At 58.6% G+C, this 17,062-nt stretch carries 16 protein-coding genes; 13 read left to right on the plus strand and 3 right to left on the minus strand.

Going from position 1 to position 17,062, the window contains the following annotated elements:
• The first annotated feature begins 194 nt into the window (after positions 1-194).
• Positions 195-1,595 (plus strand): UDP-N-acetylmuramoyl-L-alanine--D-glutamate ligase, encoded by a 1,401-nt coding sequence (murD, locus tag Q0932_RS03625; protein WP_299349813.1) that lies wholly within the window; start codon positions 195-197, stop codon positions 1,593-1,595.
• Between the two features lie 144 nt (positions 1,596-1,739).
• Positions 1,740-2,468: a DNA/RNA non-specific endonuclease gene (locus Q0932_RS03630; RefSeq protein ID WP_299349814.1), complete on the plus strand. Its 729-nt coding sequence runs from the start codon at positions 1,740-1,742 to the stop codon at positions 2,466-2,468.
• Between the two features lie 20 nt (positions 2,469-2,488).
• On the opposite strand, the gene Q0932_RS03635 is transcribed toward Q0932_RS03630, so the two are convergent.
• From Q0932_RS03635 to Q0932_RS03645, 3 genes are all read right to left on the minus strand, one after another.
• Positions 2,489-3,124 carry an outer membrane beta-barrel protein gene (locus Q0932_RS03635; RefSeq protein ID WP_299349816.1) on the minus strand — a complete coding sequence of 212 codons (636 nt, stop codon included), beginning with the start codon at positions 3,122-3,124 and terminating at the stop codon, positions 2,489-2,491.
• Between the two features lie 58 nt (positions 3,125-3,182).
• Entirely contained in the window at positions 3,183-4,385 is a 1,203-nt protein-coding gene (locus tag Q0932_RS03640; protein ID WP_299349818.1) for an NAD(P)/FAD-dependent oxidoreductase, read from the minus strand.
• Between the two features lie 105 nt (positions 4,386-4,490).
• Positions 4,491-5,192, minus strand: coding sequence for a hypothetical protein (locus Q0932_RS03645; protein WP_299349820.1), 702 nt, complete (start codon positions 5,190-5,192; stop codon positions 4,491-4,493).
• Positions 5,193-5,394: 202 nt separating this feature from the next.
• Here Q0932_RS03645 and ftsW point away from each other — a divergent pair, with 202 nt between their 5' ends.
• From ftsW to ftsZ, 11 genes are all read left to right on the plus strand, one after another.
• Positions 5,395-6,561 carry a putative lipid II flippase FtsW gene (ftsW, locus tag Q0932_RS03650; RefSeq protein WP_299350615.1) on the plus strand — a complete coding sequence of 389 codons (1,167 nt, stop codon included), beginning with the start codon at positions 5,395-5,397 and terminating at the stop codon, positions 6,559-6,561.
• Entirely contained in the window at positions 6,558-7,655 is a 1,098-nt protein-coding gene (locus Q0932_RS03655; protein WP_299349822.1) for a UDP-N-acetylglucosamine--N-acetylmuramyl-(pentapeptide) pyrophosphoryl-undecaprenol N-acetylglucosamine transferase, read from the plus strand. Before ftsW ends, Q0932_RS03655 begins: the two co-directional genes overlap by 4 nt.
• A 3-nt stretch (positions 7,656-7,658) precedes the next feature.
• The gene (murC, locus tag Q0932_RS03660; RefSeq protein ID WP_299349824.1) at positions 7,659-9,056 is read left to right on the plus strand and encodes a UDP-N-acetylmuramate--L-alanine ligase; all 1,398 of its coding nucleotides are present in this window, start codon (positions 7,659-7,661) and stop codon (positions 9,054-9,056) included.
• Between the two features lie 99 nt (positions 9,057-9,155).
• Positions 9,156-10,364, plus strand: a complete 1,209-nt coding sequence (locus tag Q0932_RS03665) for an amino acid permease (protein ID WP_299349826.1) — start codon at positions 9,156-9,158, stop codon at positions 10,362-10,364.
• Positions 10,361-10,618, plus strand: a complete 258-nt coding sequence (locus tag Q0932_RS03670) for a DUF2484 family protein (protein ID WP_299349827.1) — start codon at positions 10,361-10,363, stop codon at positions 10,616-10,618. The genes Q0932_RS03665 and Q0932_RS03670 overlap by 4 nt, the downstream gene beginning before the upstream one ends.
• Positions 10,615-10,863: a DUF2484 family protein gene (locus Q0932_RS03675; protein ID WP_299349828.1), complete on the plus strand. Its 249-nt coding sequence runs from the start codon at positions 10,615-10,617 to the stop codon at positions 10,861-10,863. Before Q0932_RS03670 ends, Q0932_RS03675 begins: the two co-directional genes overlap by 4 nt.
• Before the next feature lie 57 nt (positions 10,864-10,920).
• A complete protein-coding gene (gene murB / locus Q0932_RS03680) occupies positions 10,921-11,844 on the plus strand; it encodes a UDP-N-acetylmuramate dehydrogenase (RefSeq protein WP_299349829.1) in 924 nt (307 codons plus the stop codon).
• A gap of 74 nt (positions 11,845-11,918) precedes the next feature.
• Positions 11,919-12,839, plus strand: coding sequence for a D-alanine--D-alanine ligase (locus tag Q0932_RS03685; protein ID WP_299349831.1), 921 nt, complete (start codon positions 11,919-11,921; stop codon positions 12,837-12,839).
• Complete coding sequence (locus tag Q0932_RS03690) at positions 12,806-13,705, plus strand: cell division protein FtsQ/DivIB (protein WP_299349833.1); 900 nt, start codon at positions 12,806-12,808, stop codon at positions 13,703-13,705. Before Q0932_RS03685 ends, Q0932_RS03690 begins: the two co-directional genes overlap by 34 nt.
• The gene (ftsA, locus tag Q0932_RS03695) at positions 13,702-15,036 is read left to right on the plus strand and encodes a cell division protein FtsA (RefSeq protein WP_299349834.1); all 1,335 of its coding nucleotides are present in this window, start codon (positions 13,702-13,704) and stop codon (positions 15,034-15,036) included. Before Q0932_RS03690 ends, ftsA begins: the two co-directional genes overlap by 4 nt.
• Positions 15,037-15,390: 354 nt before the next feature.
• Complete coding sequence (ftsZ, locus tag Q0932_RS03700; RefSeq protein ID WP_299349836.1) at positions 15,391-17,013, plus strand: cell division protein FtsZ; 1,623 nt, start codon at positions 15,391-15,393, stop codon at positions 17,011-17,013.
• The last annotated feature ends 49 nt before the right edge of the window (positions 17,014-17,062 follow it).

The following is a 17,062-nucleotide window of genomic DNA, read 5'->3' on the forward strand; positions in this document are numbered from 1 at the left end:
TACCGTTGTGTACAAGTTCTTGTCTCCACCCTTTGGCGAGGTTCTGGTGAATCGCACGCGGTTTTTGATGCCGTGTTCTGCACCCTCTCGGGCTGGGCGCGACGAAAGTGGACAGTGGGTCATTCCGTCCACCCACCTTCCCAACGGCATTCCAATCAGTTACCCATATCCCAGCATGAAATGAGGGCGTTGGCATGATCCCGGTCAGAGGGTTTGACAATCAGAAGGTGGCGGTTCTGGGGCTTGGACGCTCGGGGTTGGCGACGGCGCGGGCTTTACGCGAGGGCGGGGCGGTGCCGCTGTGCTGGGACGACAATCCAGAGGCGCGGGCACGGGCCGTGGCCGAAGAGTTCACCTGCAGTGACTTGATGAAACAGGGCGCGTTTGACGATGTGGCGACGTTGATCGTGTCCCCCGGCATTCCGCATTTGTATCCTGAACCGAACCCGGTTGTGGCAGCCGCTCAGGCGGCGGGTGTGCCGGTCGACAATGACATCGGATTGTTCTTTCGCTCTTTTGCTACATCCGAGTGGAACCATTTTGAAGTTATGCCCAAAGTGGTGGCTGTGACGGGATCGAACGGTAAATCCACCACCTCGGCGCTGATCCACCATGTTCTGGATCAGGCCGGGCGACGGACGCAGCTGGCGGGCAATATTGGCCGGGGCGTGTTGGATGTTGAGCCAGCAGAGGACGGAGATGTGGTTGTGCTGGAGCTGTCCAGCTATCAGACCGAACTGGCGCGCAGCCTGACACCGGATGTGGCTGTTTTCACCAACCTCTCGCCCGACCATCTGGACCGGCACGGTGGCATGGGTGGCTATTTTGCCGCCAAGCGAAGATTGTTTTCCGAGGGTGGACCGGATCGGGCCGTCGTGGGCGTAGACGACGCCGAAGGCGCCTATCTTGCCGGGCAGCTTTCAATGGGACGTGCAGATGATCGAGTGATCCGGGTCTCCGTAGACAGGAAACTCACAGGACCTGGCTGGAACGTGTTCTCAAAGAAAGGTTTCCTGAGCGAGTACCGCAAGGGGCGTCAGGCTGGATCTATTGATCTGCGCGCGATCAAAGGGCTGCCGGGAACCCACAATCATCAGAACGCCTGCGCGGCCTACGCCGTATGCCGTACGTTGGGTCTGGCGCCGCGCGTGATTGAAGAGGGCTTTGCCTCGTACCCCGGATTGCCGCACCGCTCGCAGATTGTCGCCGAGGCAGGGGGCGTGACTTATGTGAATGACAGCAAGGCCACCAATGTGGATGCCGCGTCAAAGGCGCTGAGCGCGTTCAAACGTATTCGCTGGATCTGTGGTGGTCTAGAGAAAGAAGGCGGTCTGGGCGATCTGGTGGAGGCTGCGGGCGAGGTGATCAAGGCCTATGTGATCGGCCGGGAAGCTGCAGCATTTGCCATGCAGCTCAAGGGGATCGACGCCGAAGTCTGCACAACCATGGAGGCCGCGGTGGCCAAGGCTGTGGCCGATGCGGAAGATGGTGACACCGTGTTGCTGGCTCCTGCGGCGGCGAGTTTCGACCAGTATGACAGCTTTGAAAAACGCGGCGATGACTTTACAGCGCAAGTGTTGGCCCGGACCGAATAATCGTACGCATTGTGACGCGCGAGGTCAGACGAGCGCAACACAGCTCTAAGTAATTGTCTAGAATCGTGATACACTCATAGAGGCAGGGAAGACTCTGCGTCTCCCCTGCGTTTTGACGCTTTGCTTTTTTAGGGGAGATTTTTGATGAACGATCCTTTTCAGATGCAACCCGAGTTGCGCTATGGCGCACCGGTGTGTGACCAGATCCTGACCGGGCGATATTTTACCATTGGGTATTCCTGGTATTTCCGGCAGTCCAAGTGGACACTCGAGATCATCAATCGCAACGATTACTTGCTGACCGATGTGGACCGCCGGGACCACTTTCGCGCCGATACCCGCATTCCGCACCGGTTCCGGGCCAGTCTGGATGCTTACCGAGGCAGTGGATTTGACCGGGGGCACCTGGTGGCCAGTGCCAATCAGGATACGCAGGAAATCCAGAACAGCGAGACGTTCCTGCTGTCCAACATGGCGCCGCAGGTGCCGAACTTTAACCGACGCATCTGGCGCGAGCTGGAAAGCAAGATCCGCGAACTGAATGCGCGCGAAGAAACACTAGAAACCTATGTGCTGAATTGCCCGGTGTTCTATTTCGGCGAGGCGGTCGAGACCATCGGCGATGCGGATGACGAGTATGGGATCTACATCCCGGTCCCGCATGCCTTTGTCAAAAGCGTTTTGACCGAGGATATTCGCGGGCGGTTGAAGCTTTGGACGTTCGAGATGAAGAACCAGCAGTTGGATGGCGAGCTGGAGGACTATCTGGTCAAGACCTATGATGCCGAGCAGCTGGTTGGTGGACGGTTCTGGGACCGCATCAGCGGCGGTGATCTGCACGAGCAGAAGAAGACCCCGATTGATATGTGGTGATCCGGCGCGTCGGAGCGGGTTCAGAACTTGAGAAGGTAGGTCACCTTCACGCTGTTGGCCTCCCAGTTGGGATCGTATGTCACGGTCCCATTCGATGGCTTGTCCAGCGTATTTTTGAAATTGTCGTGAATAAACTCAACCCGCAGCACCCCGCTGCCCAAAGGCTTTTGCGCGCCGAACCCGGCGGTTAAGCCGCCGACAATGGCGCTGTCGGTGGCACCTGGCACGGTCACGGCGCTGTCGCCCATGACAAATCCAAGCCCAAGGCTGCCAAACAGACTCCAGTCGTTTGCGACCTCGGTGCCGTAGGTGCCACGCAAACGGACAGTGGCGTCATGCGAACAGAAATAGGGGGCAGACGTGCCGGAGGAACACTTGACGCCCGTGCCATTTTGCTTGAGGTCGCTGCCAAACGAGATGTCGGTGTCGATCTCGAGCGCTGCAAAACTTCCGTCGAGGTCCCAGCTATACCCACCCGTCAAGCCAAGCGCCCCGGTATCAAGCTCGGAATAGCGGGTGCCGGTGCCGCCGCCATCTGACTCTGCATCCGTGTAGCCTAGGCCCGCGCCAAAATAGAACCCCTCGGCCAAGGCCTGAGAGCCGCACATCGTCGATAAGGCCAGCAACCCGGCCGCCAACTTGGTGGTTTGTGGCATTGCACAAATCTCCCGCTACACCAAAAGACTAGCACAACCTGAGGCTTACAGCCAATCACTAACCTGTGGGCGGTGTTTTGGCGACGCGTTCCGCAATGGCCTTGCCTGCGGCCCAGCCCGAAGACCACGCCCATTGAAAGTTGTAGCCCCCAAGCCAACCGGTGACGTCCACCGCCTCGCCGATGACATAGAGACCGGGCTGAGTCTTTGCTTCCATTGTGCGCGACGACAACCCGTCGGTATCGATGCCGCCAAGGGTCACTTCGGCGGTGCGATAACCTTCGGTGGCAGTGGGGCGCAGCGACCAGTTTTGCAGCCGTTCTGAAAGTTCCCGTAAGGCTGCATCGCTTTGATCGGCAAGATTTCCGGTCAGCGCCCAGTCGTGGCTGAGGTAATCCGCCACTTTGGCGGGCAAGAGGTATCCCAGGACCGTTGAAAGATTGCGGCGCCCGTCGGTTTGGCGTCGGGCTTTCAGGCTTTCAAACGGGTCCGTGTCTGGCAACAGGTTGATCTGGATGTCCTCGCCCTCGTGCCAAAAAGAGCTGATTTGCAACATGGCCGGGCCGGACAGGCCCCGGTGGGTGAACAGCATGGCCTCGTCAAACGACGTATTTGCGGCACTTGCGCGCACGGGCAGGGCCGTGCCGGACAGGGGCTTGAAAGGTGTCTCTGAAAAAGTGAATGGCACCAATGCGGGACGGGTATCGGTCAGGGACAGGGCAAACTGTCGGGCGATGTCATAGGCCAGCCCGGTCGCGCCCATCTTGGGGATCGACTTGCCGCCCGTGGCCAAGACCAGATTGCTGCAGGTCAGTGTTACAAGTGCGCCTTGGGACTTGGTTACAACTTTGAACCTCTGACCATCTTGCGTGACGGACAGGATCGATGTGTTGAGCCGCAGCTCTGCCCCAACCTTGTCCATCTCTGCGCGCAGCATGGCGATGATGTCCTTGGCGCTGGTATCGCAGAACAACTGGCCAAGCGTTTTCTCGTGATAGGGAATGTCGTGGCGCGTGACGAGATCGATGAAATCCCATTGCGTATAGCGGCTGAGTGCGGATTTGCAGAAATGCGGGTTTGCGCTCAGAAAGTTCTCTGGCCCGGCATAAATGTTGGTGAAGTTGCAACGCCCGCCACCGGAAATCCGGATCTTCTCGCCCGGCGCTTTGGCATGGTCAATGACAAGGGTGCGCCCGCCCGTGTGGCCGGCGCACATCATACCGGCGGCGCCGGCGCCAAGAATGATCGTGTCATAGTGCATGGGGGCGGGGTGCCTGATGTTGCGGTGGGGGTCAAGAGGCAGAGGTAGGTCGGACAAGATTGTCCGACCTACGAGCCGTAGGTGTGCGGTGACCCCTGCGTGAGCTTAGTTGATCGCGCAATCGTCGCTGAACTTGGTCGCGACTCCGCTGATAGAGGCCGGGCGGTTTTCAAACTTCACAACGACTTGTGTCAGGGGGGCTTCGTCCACAGCGGTGCGGGCCTCGTTGGCCAGCGGCAGGATCAGGTCTGCCAAAGCAGCTTCGGACCGGCTCCAGAGGGTGCCGTCGATCTTGAGGCGCTCATCACCAACCAGATCCGTGCGATCCCGCGCAATCGGCAGGACATCAGCATACATGCGCTGGAAACGTTTTGAGCCGGCAAAGTCCAACTCGTCAAACTTGCTGAATTCGATCTTGGTGGGGCGCAGTTGTTTCAGCGGTGGCACGGTGATCGTGCCGACACCGGGTGATGCCGGATCTTCAACCAGGTTCCAGACGTAATTGTCCGGCACCTCGATGCCATAGGCGTGCTCAAAGTCCCAGAAGTAACGAATGACGCCTTTGAAGGTGGGGAAGCCGCCGTCCTGATACTTGCAGTTGAACGGGGTTTTCGCGGTGTAGAGCGCGATATGGTTGACCTTGTTCAACACGCCATAAGCGGCGGTGCGTTTCTTTTTCTCGTCAGCGAGCTCTTGCTTGACCGCGTCAAGGTCTGTCCTGAGCTCACCAATTTGGCTGTTCATAGCAAAATAAACACCACCAGCACCGATCGCGAGTGCTGCGGCCATTCCAATAGCATAGTTCATAATAATGTCCGTCCTGTTGTGCCCTGACACCAAAACTCGGCGAGGCGGATAACGCTGTATCAAACATAAATGCCCACGATTTCTGGGATCGGCAAATTTCCACTGGGTTTCAGCCGACTCTATGCAAGAGTCTCACCCCGTGCTAAAGTTTCGATCAGACCCGGAAAACGGGCGTTTCGAGAGGCAGATCGGCGGGTATCCGATGACAGAGATGGTTTATGGCACGCTTCCTGTTCAGGGGGGTGAGCCGGTCCTACCTAAATGGTGGCGCACACTGGATAAGTGGTCGATGGTGGCCATTCTGGCGCTGTTTGGCGTTGGTCTTTTGCTGGGTATGGCAGCATCGCCTCCCTTGGCTGAAAAGAACGGCTTTGACGCCTTTCACTATGTTGAGAAACAGGTGATTTTCGGCAGCGCGGCACTGGTGGCCATGCTGCTCACGTCGATGATGAGCCCGACCATGGTGCGACGTCTGGCGACAATCGGCTTTATCGTGTCGTTCATTGCGTTGCTGGGCCTGCCGTTTTTCGGCACCGATTTCGGCAAGGGTGCGACGCGTTGGTATTCTCTTGGGTTTGCCAGTGTTCAGCCTTCCGAGTTCCTGAAGCCCGCCTTCGTGATTGTTGCCGCCTGGCTGATGGCTGCGAACGAAGAGATCAACGGTCCTCCGGGGCGGATGTGGTCCTTTTTGTTGATGATCACGATCGTTTTGATCCTGGCGTTGCAGCCCGATTTCGGTCAGGCCAGCTTGATCCTATTCGGCTGGGCCGTGATGTATTTCGTCTCAGGCGCGCCAATGACGCTGATCGGGGCCATTATCATTTCGATCTATCCCGCCGCCCGGTTTGCCTATTTGAATTCAGAGCACTTTGCCCGCCGGATTGACGGGTTTCTGGATCGCAGTGTCGATCCGACCACCCAGATTGGCTATGCCACCAATGCCATTCGCGAAGGCGGCCTTTATGGTGTTGGTGTTGGCGAAGGGCAGGTGAAGTGGTCCCTGCCGGATGCGCATACCGATTTTATTATTGCTGTGGCTGCAGAAGAGTACGGGTTGATCCTCGTTCTCGTAGTGATCGCTCTCTATTCAATCGTTGTGGTCCGCAGCTTTTTCCGCCTAATGCGCGAACGTAATCCGTTTACGCGGCTGGCTGGCACCGGGCTTGCGGCAATGTTTGGCGTTCAGGCCATGATCAATATGGGCGTCGCCGTACGTCTTTTGCCGTCCAAAGGCATGACCCTGCCGTTTGTTAGCTATGGCGGATCGTCATTGATTGCCGGGGGGATTGCAGTCGGAATGCTTTTGGCGTTTACCCGCACCCGCCCACAGGGCGAAATCGGTGAGATTCTTCGGGGACACACAAGATGAGACCAAAGCCATTGCTGGTGATTGCGGCAGGCGGCACAGGCGGACACATGTTCCCTGCACAGGCGCTGGCCGAGGTGATGCTGCGCAAGGGCTGGCGGGTCAAGCTGACCACCGATGCCCGCGGCGCGCGCTATACCAGCGGTTTCCCCCACACGGTCGAGATCGAAGAAGTGTCCAGCGCGACTTTTGCGCGTGGCGGTCTTTTGGCCAAGCTGGCGGTGCCGTTCCGCATTCTGGGCGGTGTCGTGAAGACCGCGATGACCTTTCGCAAAGACCGCCCCGAAGTCGTCGTGGGCTTTGGCGGCTATCCCAGCATTCCGGCGATGGGTGCGGCGTGGCTGTTAAAGCTGCCGCGCATGATCCATGAACAGAACGGTATCCTAGGGCGTGTGAACGAGAAATTTGCCAGCCGCGTTAACGTGATAGCCTGTGGCACGTGGCCAACCAAACTGCCCGAAGGGATCGAAGGCACGCACACGGGCAACCCGGTGCGTGGTGCTGTTCTGGAGCGCGCAGGTGCCGCTTATATCGCACCCGGCGATTACCCCATGTCGATCCTGGTGATTGGTGGCTCGCAAGGCGCGCGCATTCTCAGCGACACTGTCCCCGGCGCCATTGCCGCGCTGCCCGAAGGCCTGCTGCGCAACGTTCGCGTCAGCCATCAGGCGCGCGATGAAGATTTTGATCGGGTGACGGCATTTTATGCCGAAGCTGGTATCAACGCTGACGTGCAACCGTTTTTTCATGACGTGCCCAAGCGGATGAGTGAGGCGCAACTGGTGATTTCACGCTCGGGTGCCTCCTCAGTGGCAGATATCAGCGTGGTGGGGCGACCCTCGATCCTGATCCCCTTTGCAGCGGCGACCGGAGACCACCAGACCGCCAATGCGCGCGGTTTGGTTGAGGCCGGGGGTGCCATTCTGATCCCAGAGAGCAAACTGAGCGTCGACAGTCTAAAAGACCAGATTACTACCATTCTCGCCAACCCGGACGGAGCCAGCCAGATGTCGCGAGCAGCTTTGTCAGTGGGCAAGCCCGAGGCAACTGAAACCCTCGTGGCGATGGTTGAGATGTTGGCAAGCAAGGAAGAATAAAAGATGAGTGCTGCAACCAAACTGCCCGGCGACGTTGGCCCGATCCATTTTGTGGGCATCGGGGGTATTGGTATGTCGGGTATCGCCGAGGTGCTACTGAACCACGGCTATGTGGTGCAGGGCTCGGATCTGAAAGAGTCCAAGATCACCCAGCGGCTCGTCGAGCATGGCGCCACATTGTTCGTCGGGCAAAAGGCTGAGAATCTGGAGAACGCCGAGGTTGTGGTGATCTCAAGCGCGATCAAGCCGGGCAACCCGGAACTGGACGAAGCGCGTCGCCGCGGTTTACCCGTGGTGCGCCGGGCCGAAATGCTGGCCGAGTTGATGCGGCTCAAATCCAACGTCGCCGTGGCAGGTACCCACGGTAAAACAACGACCACGACAATGGTTGCGGCCTTGCTGGATCATGGTCGTTATGACCCGACTGTTATCAATGGCGGCATCATTCACGCCTATGGCTCGAACGCCCGCGTAGGCGATGGAGAGTGGATGGTGGTTGAGGCAGATGAGAGCGATGGCACGTTCAACCGTCTGCCTGCTACGATTGCAATCGTGACCAATATCGACCCCGAGCATATGGAGCATTGGGGAACCGAAGAGGCGCTGCACAAAGGGTTTGAAGACTTTGTGTCTAACATCCCGTTTTACGGATTGGCCGTGTGCTGCACCGACGACCCGGACGTCCAGACGCTGGTCGGCAAGATCACGGATCGACGTGTGGTGACCTTTGGCTTCAATGCGCAGGCCGATGTGCGCGCGGTGAACCTGACCTACAAAGCGGGCGTTGCACATTTCGACATCGCCTTGCAAAGCGAAGACAGCATGATCGAAGATTGCAGCCTGCCGATGCCCGGAGATCACAACGTCTCTAACGCGCTGAGTGCCGTGGCCGTGGCGCGACATCTCGGCATGAAACGCGAAGAAATCCGCGAGGCGCTTGCGGCTTTTGGTGGGGTCAATCGTCGCTTTACCAAGGTTGGCGAATGGCAAGGCATTCCGATCATCGACGATTACGGCCACCATCCGGTTGAGATCGCAGCCGTTTTGAAGGCTGCGCGTCAAGCCTGTGACGGACGAGTGATCGCCGTGCATCAACCGCACCGCTATACGCGGCTGCATTCGCTATTCGAAGATTTCTGTGCCTGTTTCAATGAGGCCGATGTTGTCGGCATCGCCGAAGTGTTTGCCGCGGGCGAAGATCCAATCCCCGGAGCCAGCCGCGATGATCTGGTGGCCGGGCTGGTCGCACACGGGCATCGCCACGCCATAGCGGTTGATACCGAAGAAGACCTTGAGGCGCTGGTGCGCGCCGAGGCCAAACCGGGTGACATGGTCGTCTGTCTTGGGGCCGGGACCATCAGCGCCTGGGCCAACAATCTGGCGCAACGGCTGGCTGGCTGAGCCTCGGACGCGGCGTTACGCCTTGATGTCGGACGCCTCCGGCGGGAGTATTTTGGGCAATACGAAGCCTGAGGCTCGTGCAAAGGAGAGGTGGCGCGCATGGCGGAACATCTGAAACGGAATGTCGGCTTTGGCTTGCTGACCTCTTACGGTGTCGGGGTGATGATCGGCGCCGGGATTTACGTCTTGGTGGGTGCTGTTGCGGGACAGGCGGGGTCCTGGGCTTGGCTGGCGTTTGTGCTGGCTGGCCTGATCGCGCTGCCGTCTGCCTTGAGTTTCGCAGAGTTGTCCTCGCGGGTGCCCGAAGCCGGGGGCGCGGCTGCCTATATGCGCGCGGCCTTTGAGGCGCCTTGGTTGGCGGCACTTGTCGGACTGGCAATGGTTCTGGCAGGCACAATATCGGCGGCGGCGGTCTTGCGCGGCGGAGTGGGGTATCTGACGGGGATTGTGCAGATCGACACCCCGGTTGCGATCATCGCACTCGGGCTGATCCTGACAGGGATTGCCATTTGGGGCGTTGTCGAAAGCCTGAGTTTTGCCGCCCTTCTGACCGTGATCGAAGTTGTCGGCCTGATCCTCGTGATCGGCGCAGGGTTCCTTGCGGCACCGGCGGCGCCAACAACCGAAGCGATTGCTGCAGCGGGGGATATCAATGCGGTTCTATATGGGGTACTGGCTGCCTCGGCGTTGGCGTTCTTTGCTTTTGTTGGCTTTGAAGACATCGTTAATCTGGCCGAAGAAACACGCGACCCGGAACGCACGATGCCACGCGCCATCATTGCGGCACTGGTACTGGTCAGTCTGATCTATGCCCTTGTGGCCTTTGCCGCGACCCGCGCGGTGCCGCCTGCAATTCTGGCGCAAAGTGACCGGCCCCTTGTGTTGGTCTGGCAAGCCTATTCTACAACGCCGGCGGTGTTCCTGTCGGCAATTGCGGTTGCGGCGGCGCTGAACGGGGTGCTCGCGCAGATCGTGATGGCGGCGCGGGTGTTGTTTGGTCTGGGGCGGCAGGGTGGTCTGTTCGCGGTGTTTCACCATGTGCATCCACGCCTAGGCACGCCTGTGCTGGGCAGCCTTGGGGTTGGGGTGGCGGTGATCCTCTGTGCGCTGTGGTTGCCCGTGGCGACATTGGCCGAAGTCAGCGCCACCGTTCTTTTGATGGTGTTTGTCTTGGTCAACGCTGCACTATTGCGTATGAAGTTGAAATCCGACGTCAGCCCGGCCTTTCAGGTGCCACGCGCGGTGCCAGTGTTGGGAATGCTGGCAAGTTTGACGGCGCTTGCCGTCGCATTGGGAGATTTTGCATGAGCCTGTCCCTGATCCTCGCGTGCCTCTGGGTACTAATGGCGACCGTCGTGGCGATGCTGCCCATGCGGCGGCAGTTTGTTCCTGGTGGCACATTGCTGTTTCTGGCGCCGGTTCTCATCGCCGTGATCTGGTGGGAACATGGCATGTGGTTTGGCATCGCGGCCCTTCTTGGGTTCCTGTCGATGATGCGCAACCCACTGCGATACTTGTGGCGCCGTGCCAAAGGTGAAAAACCGGAGATCCCCAGCGAATGAGCCTGTCGATTACACTTGCCCTATTGTGGATGCTTGCCGCCAATATCCGCGCCATGTTTCCCAGTAAAGATTACTTGTGGCGCTTTGCCTATGGCATGATTGCGATTGGCGTGCCGATCCTGATCTATCTCTGGTGGGAGCACGGGATTTGGCTGGCGCTGGTGTTTTTCTTTGCCGGAGCGTGGATGATGCGCTGGCCTGTGCTTTATACATGGCGTTGGATCAAGGCGCGAATTGGGCGCTGATCCCTTGCGTTTCGCCCAGCGGTGCCGCAAAACCGCCCGCAATCAAGGAGCGCAATCATGACCCAGATGCCCCAAGTGCGCGGGAAACTGACAGAAAACCGGGAATTGGCCGATCTGACGTGGTTGCGTGTCGGCGGCCCTGCGGATTGGTTTTTTCAACCGGCGGATTTGGACGACCTTTGCACCTTTCTGAAAGCGCTTGATCCTTCTGTGCCGACCTTTCCGATGGGTGTCGGGTCAAACCTGATTGTGCGGGATGGCGGATTGCGCGCCGTGGTGATCCGCATGGGACGTGGTTTCAATAGCATCGAGGTCGAAGGCAATCGTGTGACGGTTGGCGTTGCCGCGCTGGATGCGCATGTGGCGCGCAAGGCGGCCCAGGCCGGTGTGGACCTGACCTTTTTGCGCACCATCCCCGGGGCGATTGGTGGCGCGGTACGTATGAACGCAGGGTGCTATGGCGCTTATGTGGCCGATGTCTTTGTCGAGGCACGTGCCGTAACCCGCGCGGGTGAGGTCGTGACGCTGACCGCAGACGATCTGAATTTCCAATATCGCCAGACCGACTTGCCCGAAGGTTGGGTGATTTTTGAAGCGACCTTCGAGGCCCCCAGCGGTGACCCGCAAGAGCTGGCGGACCTCATGGAGGCGCAACTGGCCAAGCGCGATGCGACCCAACCCACCAAGGACCGCACTGCGGGCAGCACGTTCAGAAATCCGGCCGGATTTTCGTCAACAGGGCAGGCGGATGATGTGCACGATCTGAAAGCGTGGAAGCTGATTGATGACGCTGGCATGCGCGGCGCGCGCGTTGGTGGCGCCCAAATGAGCGAGAAGCATTCAAACTTTATGATCAACACCGGTGGCGCAACCGCCGCAGACCTCGAAAATCTTGGGGAAGACGTCAGAAAAAAGGTTTTCCAAAACAGCGGAATAGAGCTAGTATGGGAAATCAAGCGCATCGGTGAACCGAGCGCATAAAATGTCACGGCCACAGGCAAAAGCGGCCGGACACCAATAAAACAGGACCAAAAAGGTCCGGGACTTGAGGCACAGTGGGTATGTCGAGCAGGACAAGCCCCAAAGTGGCGGTATTGATGGGCGGACCCTCGGCTGAGCGCGAGGTGTCGCTGGCGTCTGGGCGTGAATGCGCAACCGCGCTGCGGGAAGCAGGATATGACGTGATTGAGGTCGATGCCGGCCTTGATCTGGTTGCGCGCCTTTCTGATATCCAGCCTGACGTTTGTTTCAACGCCCTTCATGGTCGTTGGGGCGAAGATGGCTGTGTTCAGGGGCTGTTAGAGTGGCTGGGTATTCCCTACACCCATTCCGGCGTGCTGGCTTCGGCGCTGGCCATGGACAAGCAGCGTTCAAAAGACGTGTATCGCGCCGCCGGATTGCCAGTGGTTGAAAGCGTTCTAGCGGGCCGTGAAGATGTTAAGGCGCGCCACGTAATGCCGCCACCCTATGTTGCAAAGCCAAACAACGAAGGCTCGTCCGTCGGGATTTACATCGTGCATGAAGCGGCCAATGGCCCACCGCAACTGTCGGATGACATGCCAGAGCAGGTGATGGTCGAGACCTATGCACCGGGGCGTGAGATGACGACCACCGTGATGGGCGACAGGGCCTTGGGTGTAACAGACATCATCACCGACGGTTGGTACGACTATGATGCCAAGTATAAAGAGGGCGGGTCGCGCCATGTGATCCCCGCGAATGTTCCGCAAGAGATTACAGATGCCTGTTTGGACTATGCCCTGCGCGCGCATCAGACCTTGGGATGTCGCGGTGTCAGCCGGACTGATTTTCGTTGGGACGACACGCGTGGGTTAGACGGGTTGATCCTTCTTGAGACCAATACGCAGCCGGGCATGACGCCCACCTCACTGGCGCCTGAGCAGGCCGCGCATCTGGGTATTTCTTTCTCAGAGTTCTGCGCATGGATGGTGGAGGATGCCTCGTGCAACAGGTAAGCGCCGCCAAATGCGATCCTGCCCCTTCAAAGTGGGCGTGGCGGTATCAGCGGTTGATGCTGACACCGCTGTTTCGATTGTTCCTGCGTGTGTTCTTGCCGTTTTTCATTGCCTTTGCCGCAGCAGGGGTCTGGCTGGCGGATCAGGACCGTCGCGATCACCTCGCGATGATGGTCAATGATCTGCGTACCAGCATCGAGACGCGCCCCGAGTTCATGGTCAATGTGATGGCAATCGATGGCGCCAGCATCGGGATTGCCGAAGACATTCGTGAGATTGTCCCGATCGACTTTCCCATCAGCTCGTTTGATCTGAGCCTTGGCCAGATTCAGGACCGGATCGCGGAATTGCCAGCAATTGCCGGCGTCACAGTGCGTATTCGCCCTGGTGGGATCATGCAGGTCACCGTGACCGAGCGTGATCCGGTCATTCTATGGCGCACCCGAGAGGGTCTGGAGTTGGTTGACGATCAGGGTTTCGTAGTGGCGCGGGCACGGACCCGGCAGTTGCACAAGGACATGCCGCTGATGGCCGGCGAAGGCGCAGAGGATCACGTGACCGAAGCGCTGGCGCTTTATACGGCGGCTGGTCCTTTGGCGCACCGCATGCGCGGCCTTGTCCGCATGGGCGAGCGGCGCTGGGACGTCGTACTGGATCGCGGGCAGCGCATCCTCTTGCCTGAAGCTGGGGCAGTACAGGCCTTAGAGCACGTCATCGCCCTTAGCCAAGCTCAGGACATGTTGGATCGGGACATCGTCACCGTAGACATGCGGCTGGGCAACCGTCCGACCATCCGTATTTCGGACCGGGCCGTCGAAGAATGGTGGCGTATTCGCCAGATTGAAGTTGGAAAGACAGAAGAATGATCGAGCTATACGAATCCCAACGCGCCATGCGGAATATGCGCAAAGCAGCCATGCAACGCGGTGTTGTGGCGGTTTTGGACGTTGGCAGTTCCAAGATTGCCTGCCTGGTACTGCGCTTTGATGGGTCAGAACGATTGGCCGAGGTTGAGGGCATCGGATCCATGGCGGGTCAGAGCGGCTTTCGCGTCATTGGCGCGGCGACCACACGGTCACGCGGGGTGAAGTTTGGCGAGATTGATGCCATGCAGGAAACCGAGCGTGCCATTCGTACGGCTCTGCAAGCGGCACAGAAAATGGCCAACATCCGCGTTGACCATGTGATTGCCTGTTTCTCAGGTGCCGAGCCGCGCTCGTATGGATTGGCGGGGCAGATCGACCTTGAAGGCCATATCGTTACCGAGCAAGAGGTTGCGCGCGCGCTGTCAGCTTGTGATGTGCCGGACTACGGCACAGGACGCGAAGTGCTTCATGCGCAGCCGGTGAACTTTGCGCTCGACAATCGTTCGGGTCTTGCGGATCCACGCGGGCAGATGGGTCAGCAATTGGCGACGGATATGCATATGCTGACGGTCGACGCGACTGCGGTTCAGAACCTGGCGCAATGTGTAAAGCGATGTGATCTGGAATTGGCAGGCATTGCGTCTTCGGCTTATGTCTCGGGTCTCTCGGCAATGGTCGAGGATGAGCAGGAACTGGGTGCAGCCTGTATCGATATGGGAGGTGGATCAACCAGCCTGTCGATCTTTATGAAGAAACACATGATCTATGCAGACTCGGTGCGTATGGGGGGCGATCACGTCACCAGCGACATTTCAATGGGGCTGCAGGTGCCTGCGGCTACGGCCGAGCGGATCAAGACCTTTTACGGTGGCGTCCACGCGACCGGCATGGATGACCGCGAGATGATCCAGTTGTCTGGTGAAACCGGTGATTGGGAGCATGACAGCCGTAAGGTTAGCCGTGCAGAGTTGATTGGAATCATGCGGCCGCGGGTCGAAGAAATCCTTGAAGAGGTGCGGGCGCGTCTGGATGCTGCCGGATTTGAGTGCCTGCCAAGTCAGCAGATCGTGCTGACCGGTGGTGGCAGCCAGATTCCGGGCCTTGATGGTCTTGCCTCAAAAATTCTTGGGCAACAAGTGCGCCTTGGTCGCCCGATGCGGGTACATGGCCTGCCGCAAGCCGCGGCTGGACCCAGCTTTGCCGGCGCCGTTGGGATGTGTCTGTTTGCAACCCACCCACAGGATGAATGGTGGGATTTCGATTTGCCAGTCGAGCGCTACCCCTCAAGGTCGCTGCGCAAGGCGGTGAAGTGGTTCAAGGACAATTGGTAAGCAAGGTTTCGGCGGATTTGGGGGTGACGTCTTAGGGGATTTATCCTAAAGTTATCCACAGCCGCCGTGAACAGGCGGACCAGTCAGGCCGAGCAGTGGTCTCTGGAAAGACAAATCGATTCCTCACGGGCTTTGCGCGTGGGGCTTTTGGTGTTGTTGTGGCCGCCCCTATAACGACCCACTTTATCTGCACTCTTCGGCGAAATGCTGCGAATTGTGACCGAAATTTGTCTATATATCGTTGTCATATGTGCTTTTTTTCGTGACGATTCAAAGAGCCTCGGTTAATAATGGGGGTAATTGGCAGTAAATGCGCTCGCACAAGTGGGCCGAAAAAATAGACAGGCGGATATTATGACTCTGAATCTGACGATGCCCGAGCAGGCTGATCTGAAGCCCCGTATCTCGGTTTTTGGTGTAGGTGGTGCGGGTGGCAACGCCGTGAACAACATGATCGACAAATCGCTGGAAGGCGTTGATTTTGTCGTCGCGAACACGGATGCGCAGGCGCTTCAGCAAAGCAAATCAAAGAGCCGCATTCAGCTGGGTGTGAAAGTCACCGAAGGTCTGGGTGCAGGCGCGCGGGCAACCGTTGGTGCAGCAGCAGCCGAAGAAAGCATCGAGCAGATCGTTGACCAACTGGCGGGCGCGCACATGTGCTTTATTACCGCTGGTATGGGCGGTGGCACCGGAACGGGTGCTGCGCCGATCATCGCGCAGGCCGCCCGCGAACTGGGTGTTCTGACAGTTGGTGTTGTGACCAAGCCCTTCCAGTTCGAAGGCGCCAAGCGTATGCGGCAGGCCGAAGACGGGGTTGAGGCCCTGCAAAAGGTAGTCGACACGCTGATCATTATTCCGAACCAGAACCTGTTCCGTCTGGCGACCGAGAAGACCACGTTCACCGAAGCGTTCTCGATGGCAGACGATGTTCTGTACCAGGGTGTTAAAGGTGTAACCGACCTGATGGTGCGTCCGGGCTTGATCAACCTCGACTTTGCCGATGTTCGCGCCGTGATGGACGAAATGGGCAAGGCGATGATGGGCACCGGCGAAGCGACCGGCGAAGATCGCGCGATCCAAGCCGCCGAGAAAGCAATTGCCAACCCGCTTCTGGACGAAATCAGCCTGCGTGGCGCCAAGGGTGTGCTAATCAACATCACCGGTGGCCACGATCTGACGCTGTTCGAACTGGACGAAGCCGCGAACCGCATCCGCGAAGAGGTGGATCCGGACGCCAATATCATTGTCGGCTCGACGCTGGACGAGGGCATCGAGGGCGGCATGCGTGTTTCGGTTGTTGCCACGGGTATCGACGCGGCAGAAGTTCAGGCCGATATTCCGGTTCGTCGCCCGATGCGCGCACCGCTTGAGCCTCATGTTCTGAAGGACCCTGAAGTCGAAGCTCCGGCAGAGGCTGTTGTGGCCGAGGTCGAAGAAACTCCGGCAGTCGCGCAGAGCAATGGAACCGAACCCAGCTTGTTTGGTGAGTTGGACGCAGAACGTGTCGCGGCCGAAGAGCAAATGGAAGACATCTTTGAAGCGCCACAAGTGGCCGCCGAAGACGAGCTTCCCGCGCCGATTTATGAGGCCCAGCCAAAAGTGGCCCCCTTTGCGCCTCAACCCGAAGCTTACTATGAAGAAGATGAGCTCGAGGGATATGTCGCGCCCAAAGCAGCGCCACTTGGTACACCGTCACCAGACGTTCTGCAGCGCCTGAAGGCTGCCGCAGACAAGGCCCCGTCGGCACAGCCACGTATGGCGGATCCTGCGCCGCAAGCCGCGGATGATGGCAAACGTGGTGGTTTTGGTCTGAACTCGCTGATTGGTCGCATGACCGGTCACGGTGAAGCGCCACGTCCCGCTCAGCCACAAATGCGCCAGCAGCCGACTGTTCAAGCCGCCCAACCAGAGGCAGAAATGGACGAAGAACAGGATCGGATCGAGATTCCGGCCTTCTTGCGGCGCCAAGCAAACTAAAAATTGTAACATATGTTACAAAAACGAGGCCGCCCGCGAGGCGGCCTTT

This window comes from uncultured Shimia sp. (assembly GCF_947498095.1).
Lineage (GTDB): Bacteria > Pseudomonadota > Alphaproteobacteria > Rhodobacterales > Rhodobacteraceae > Shimia.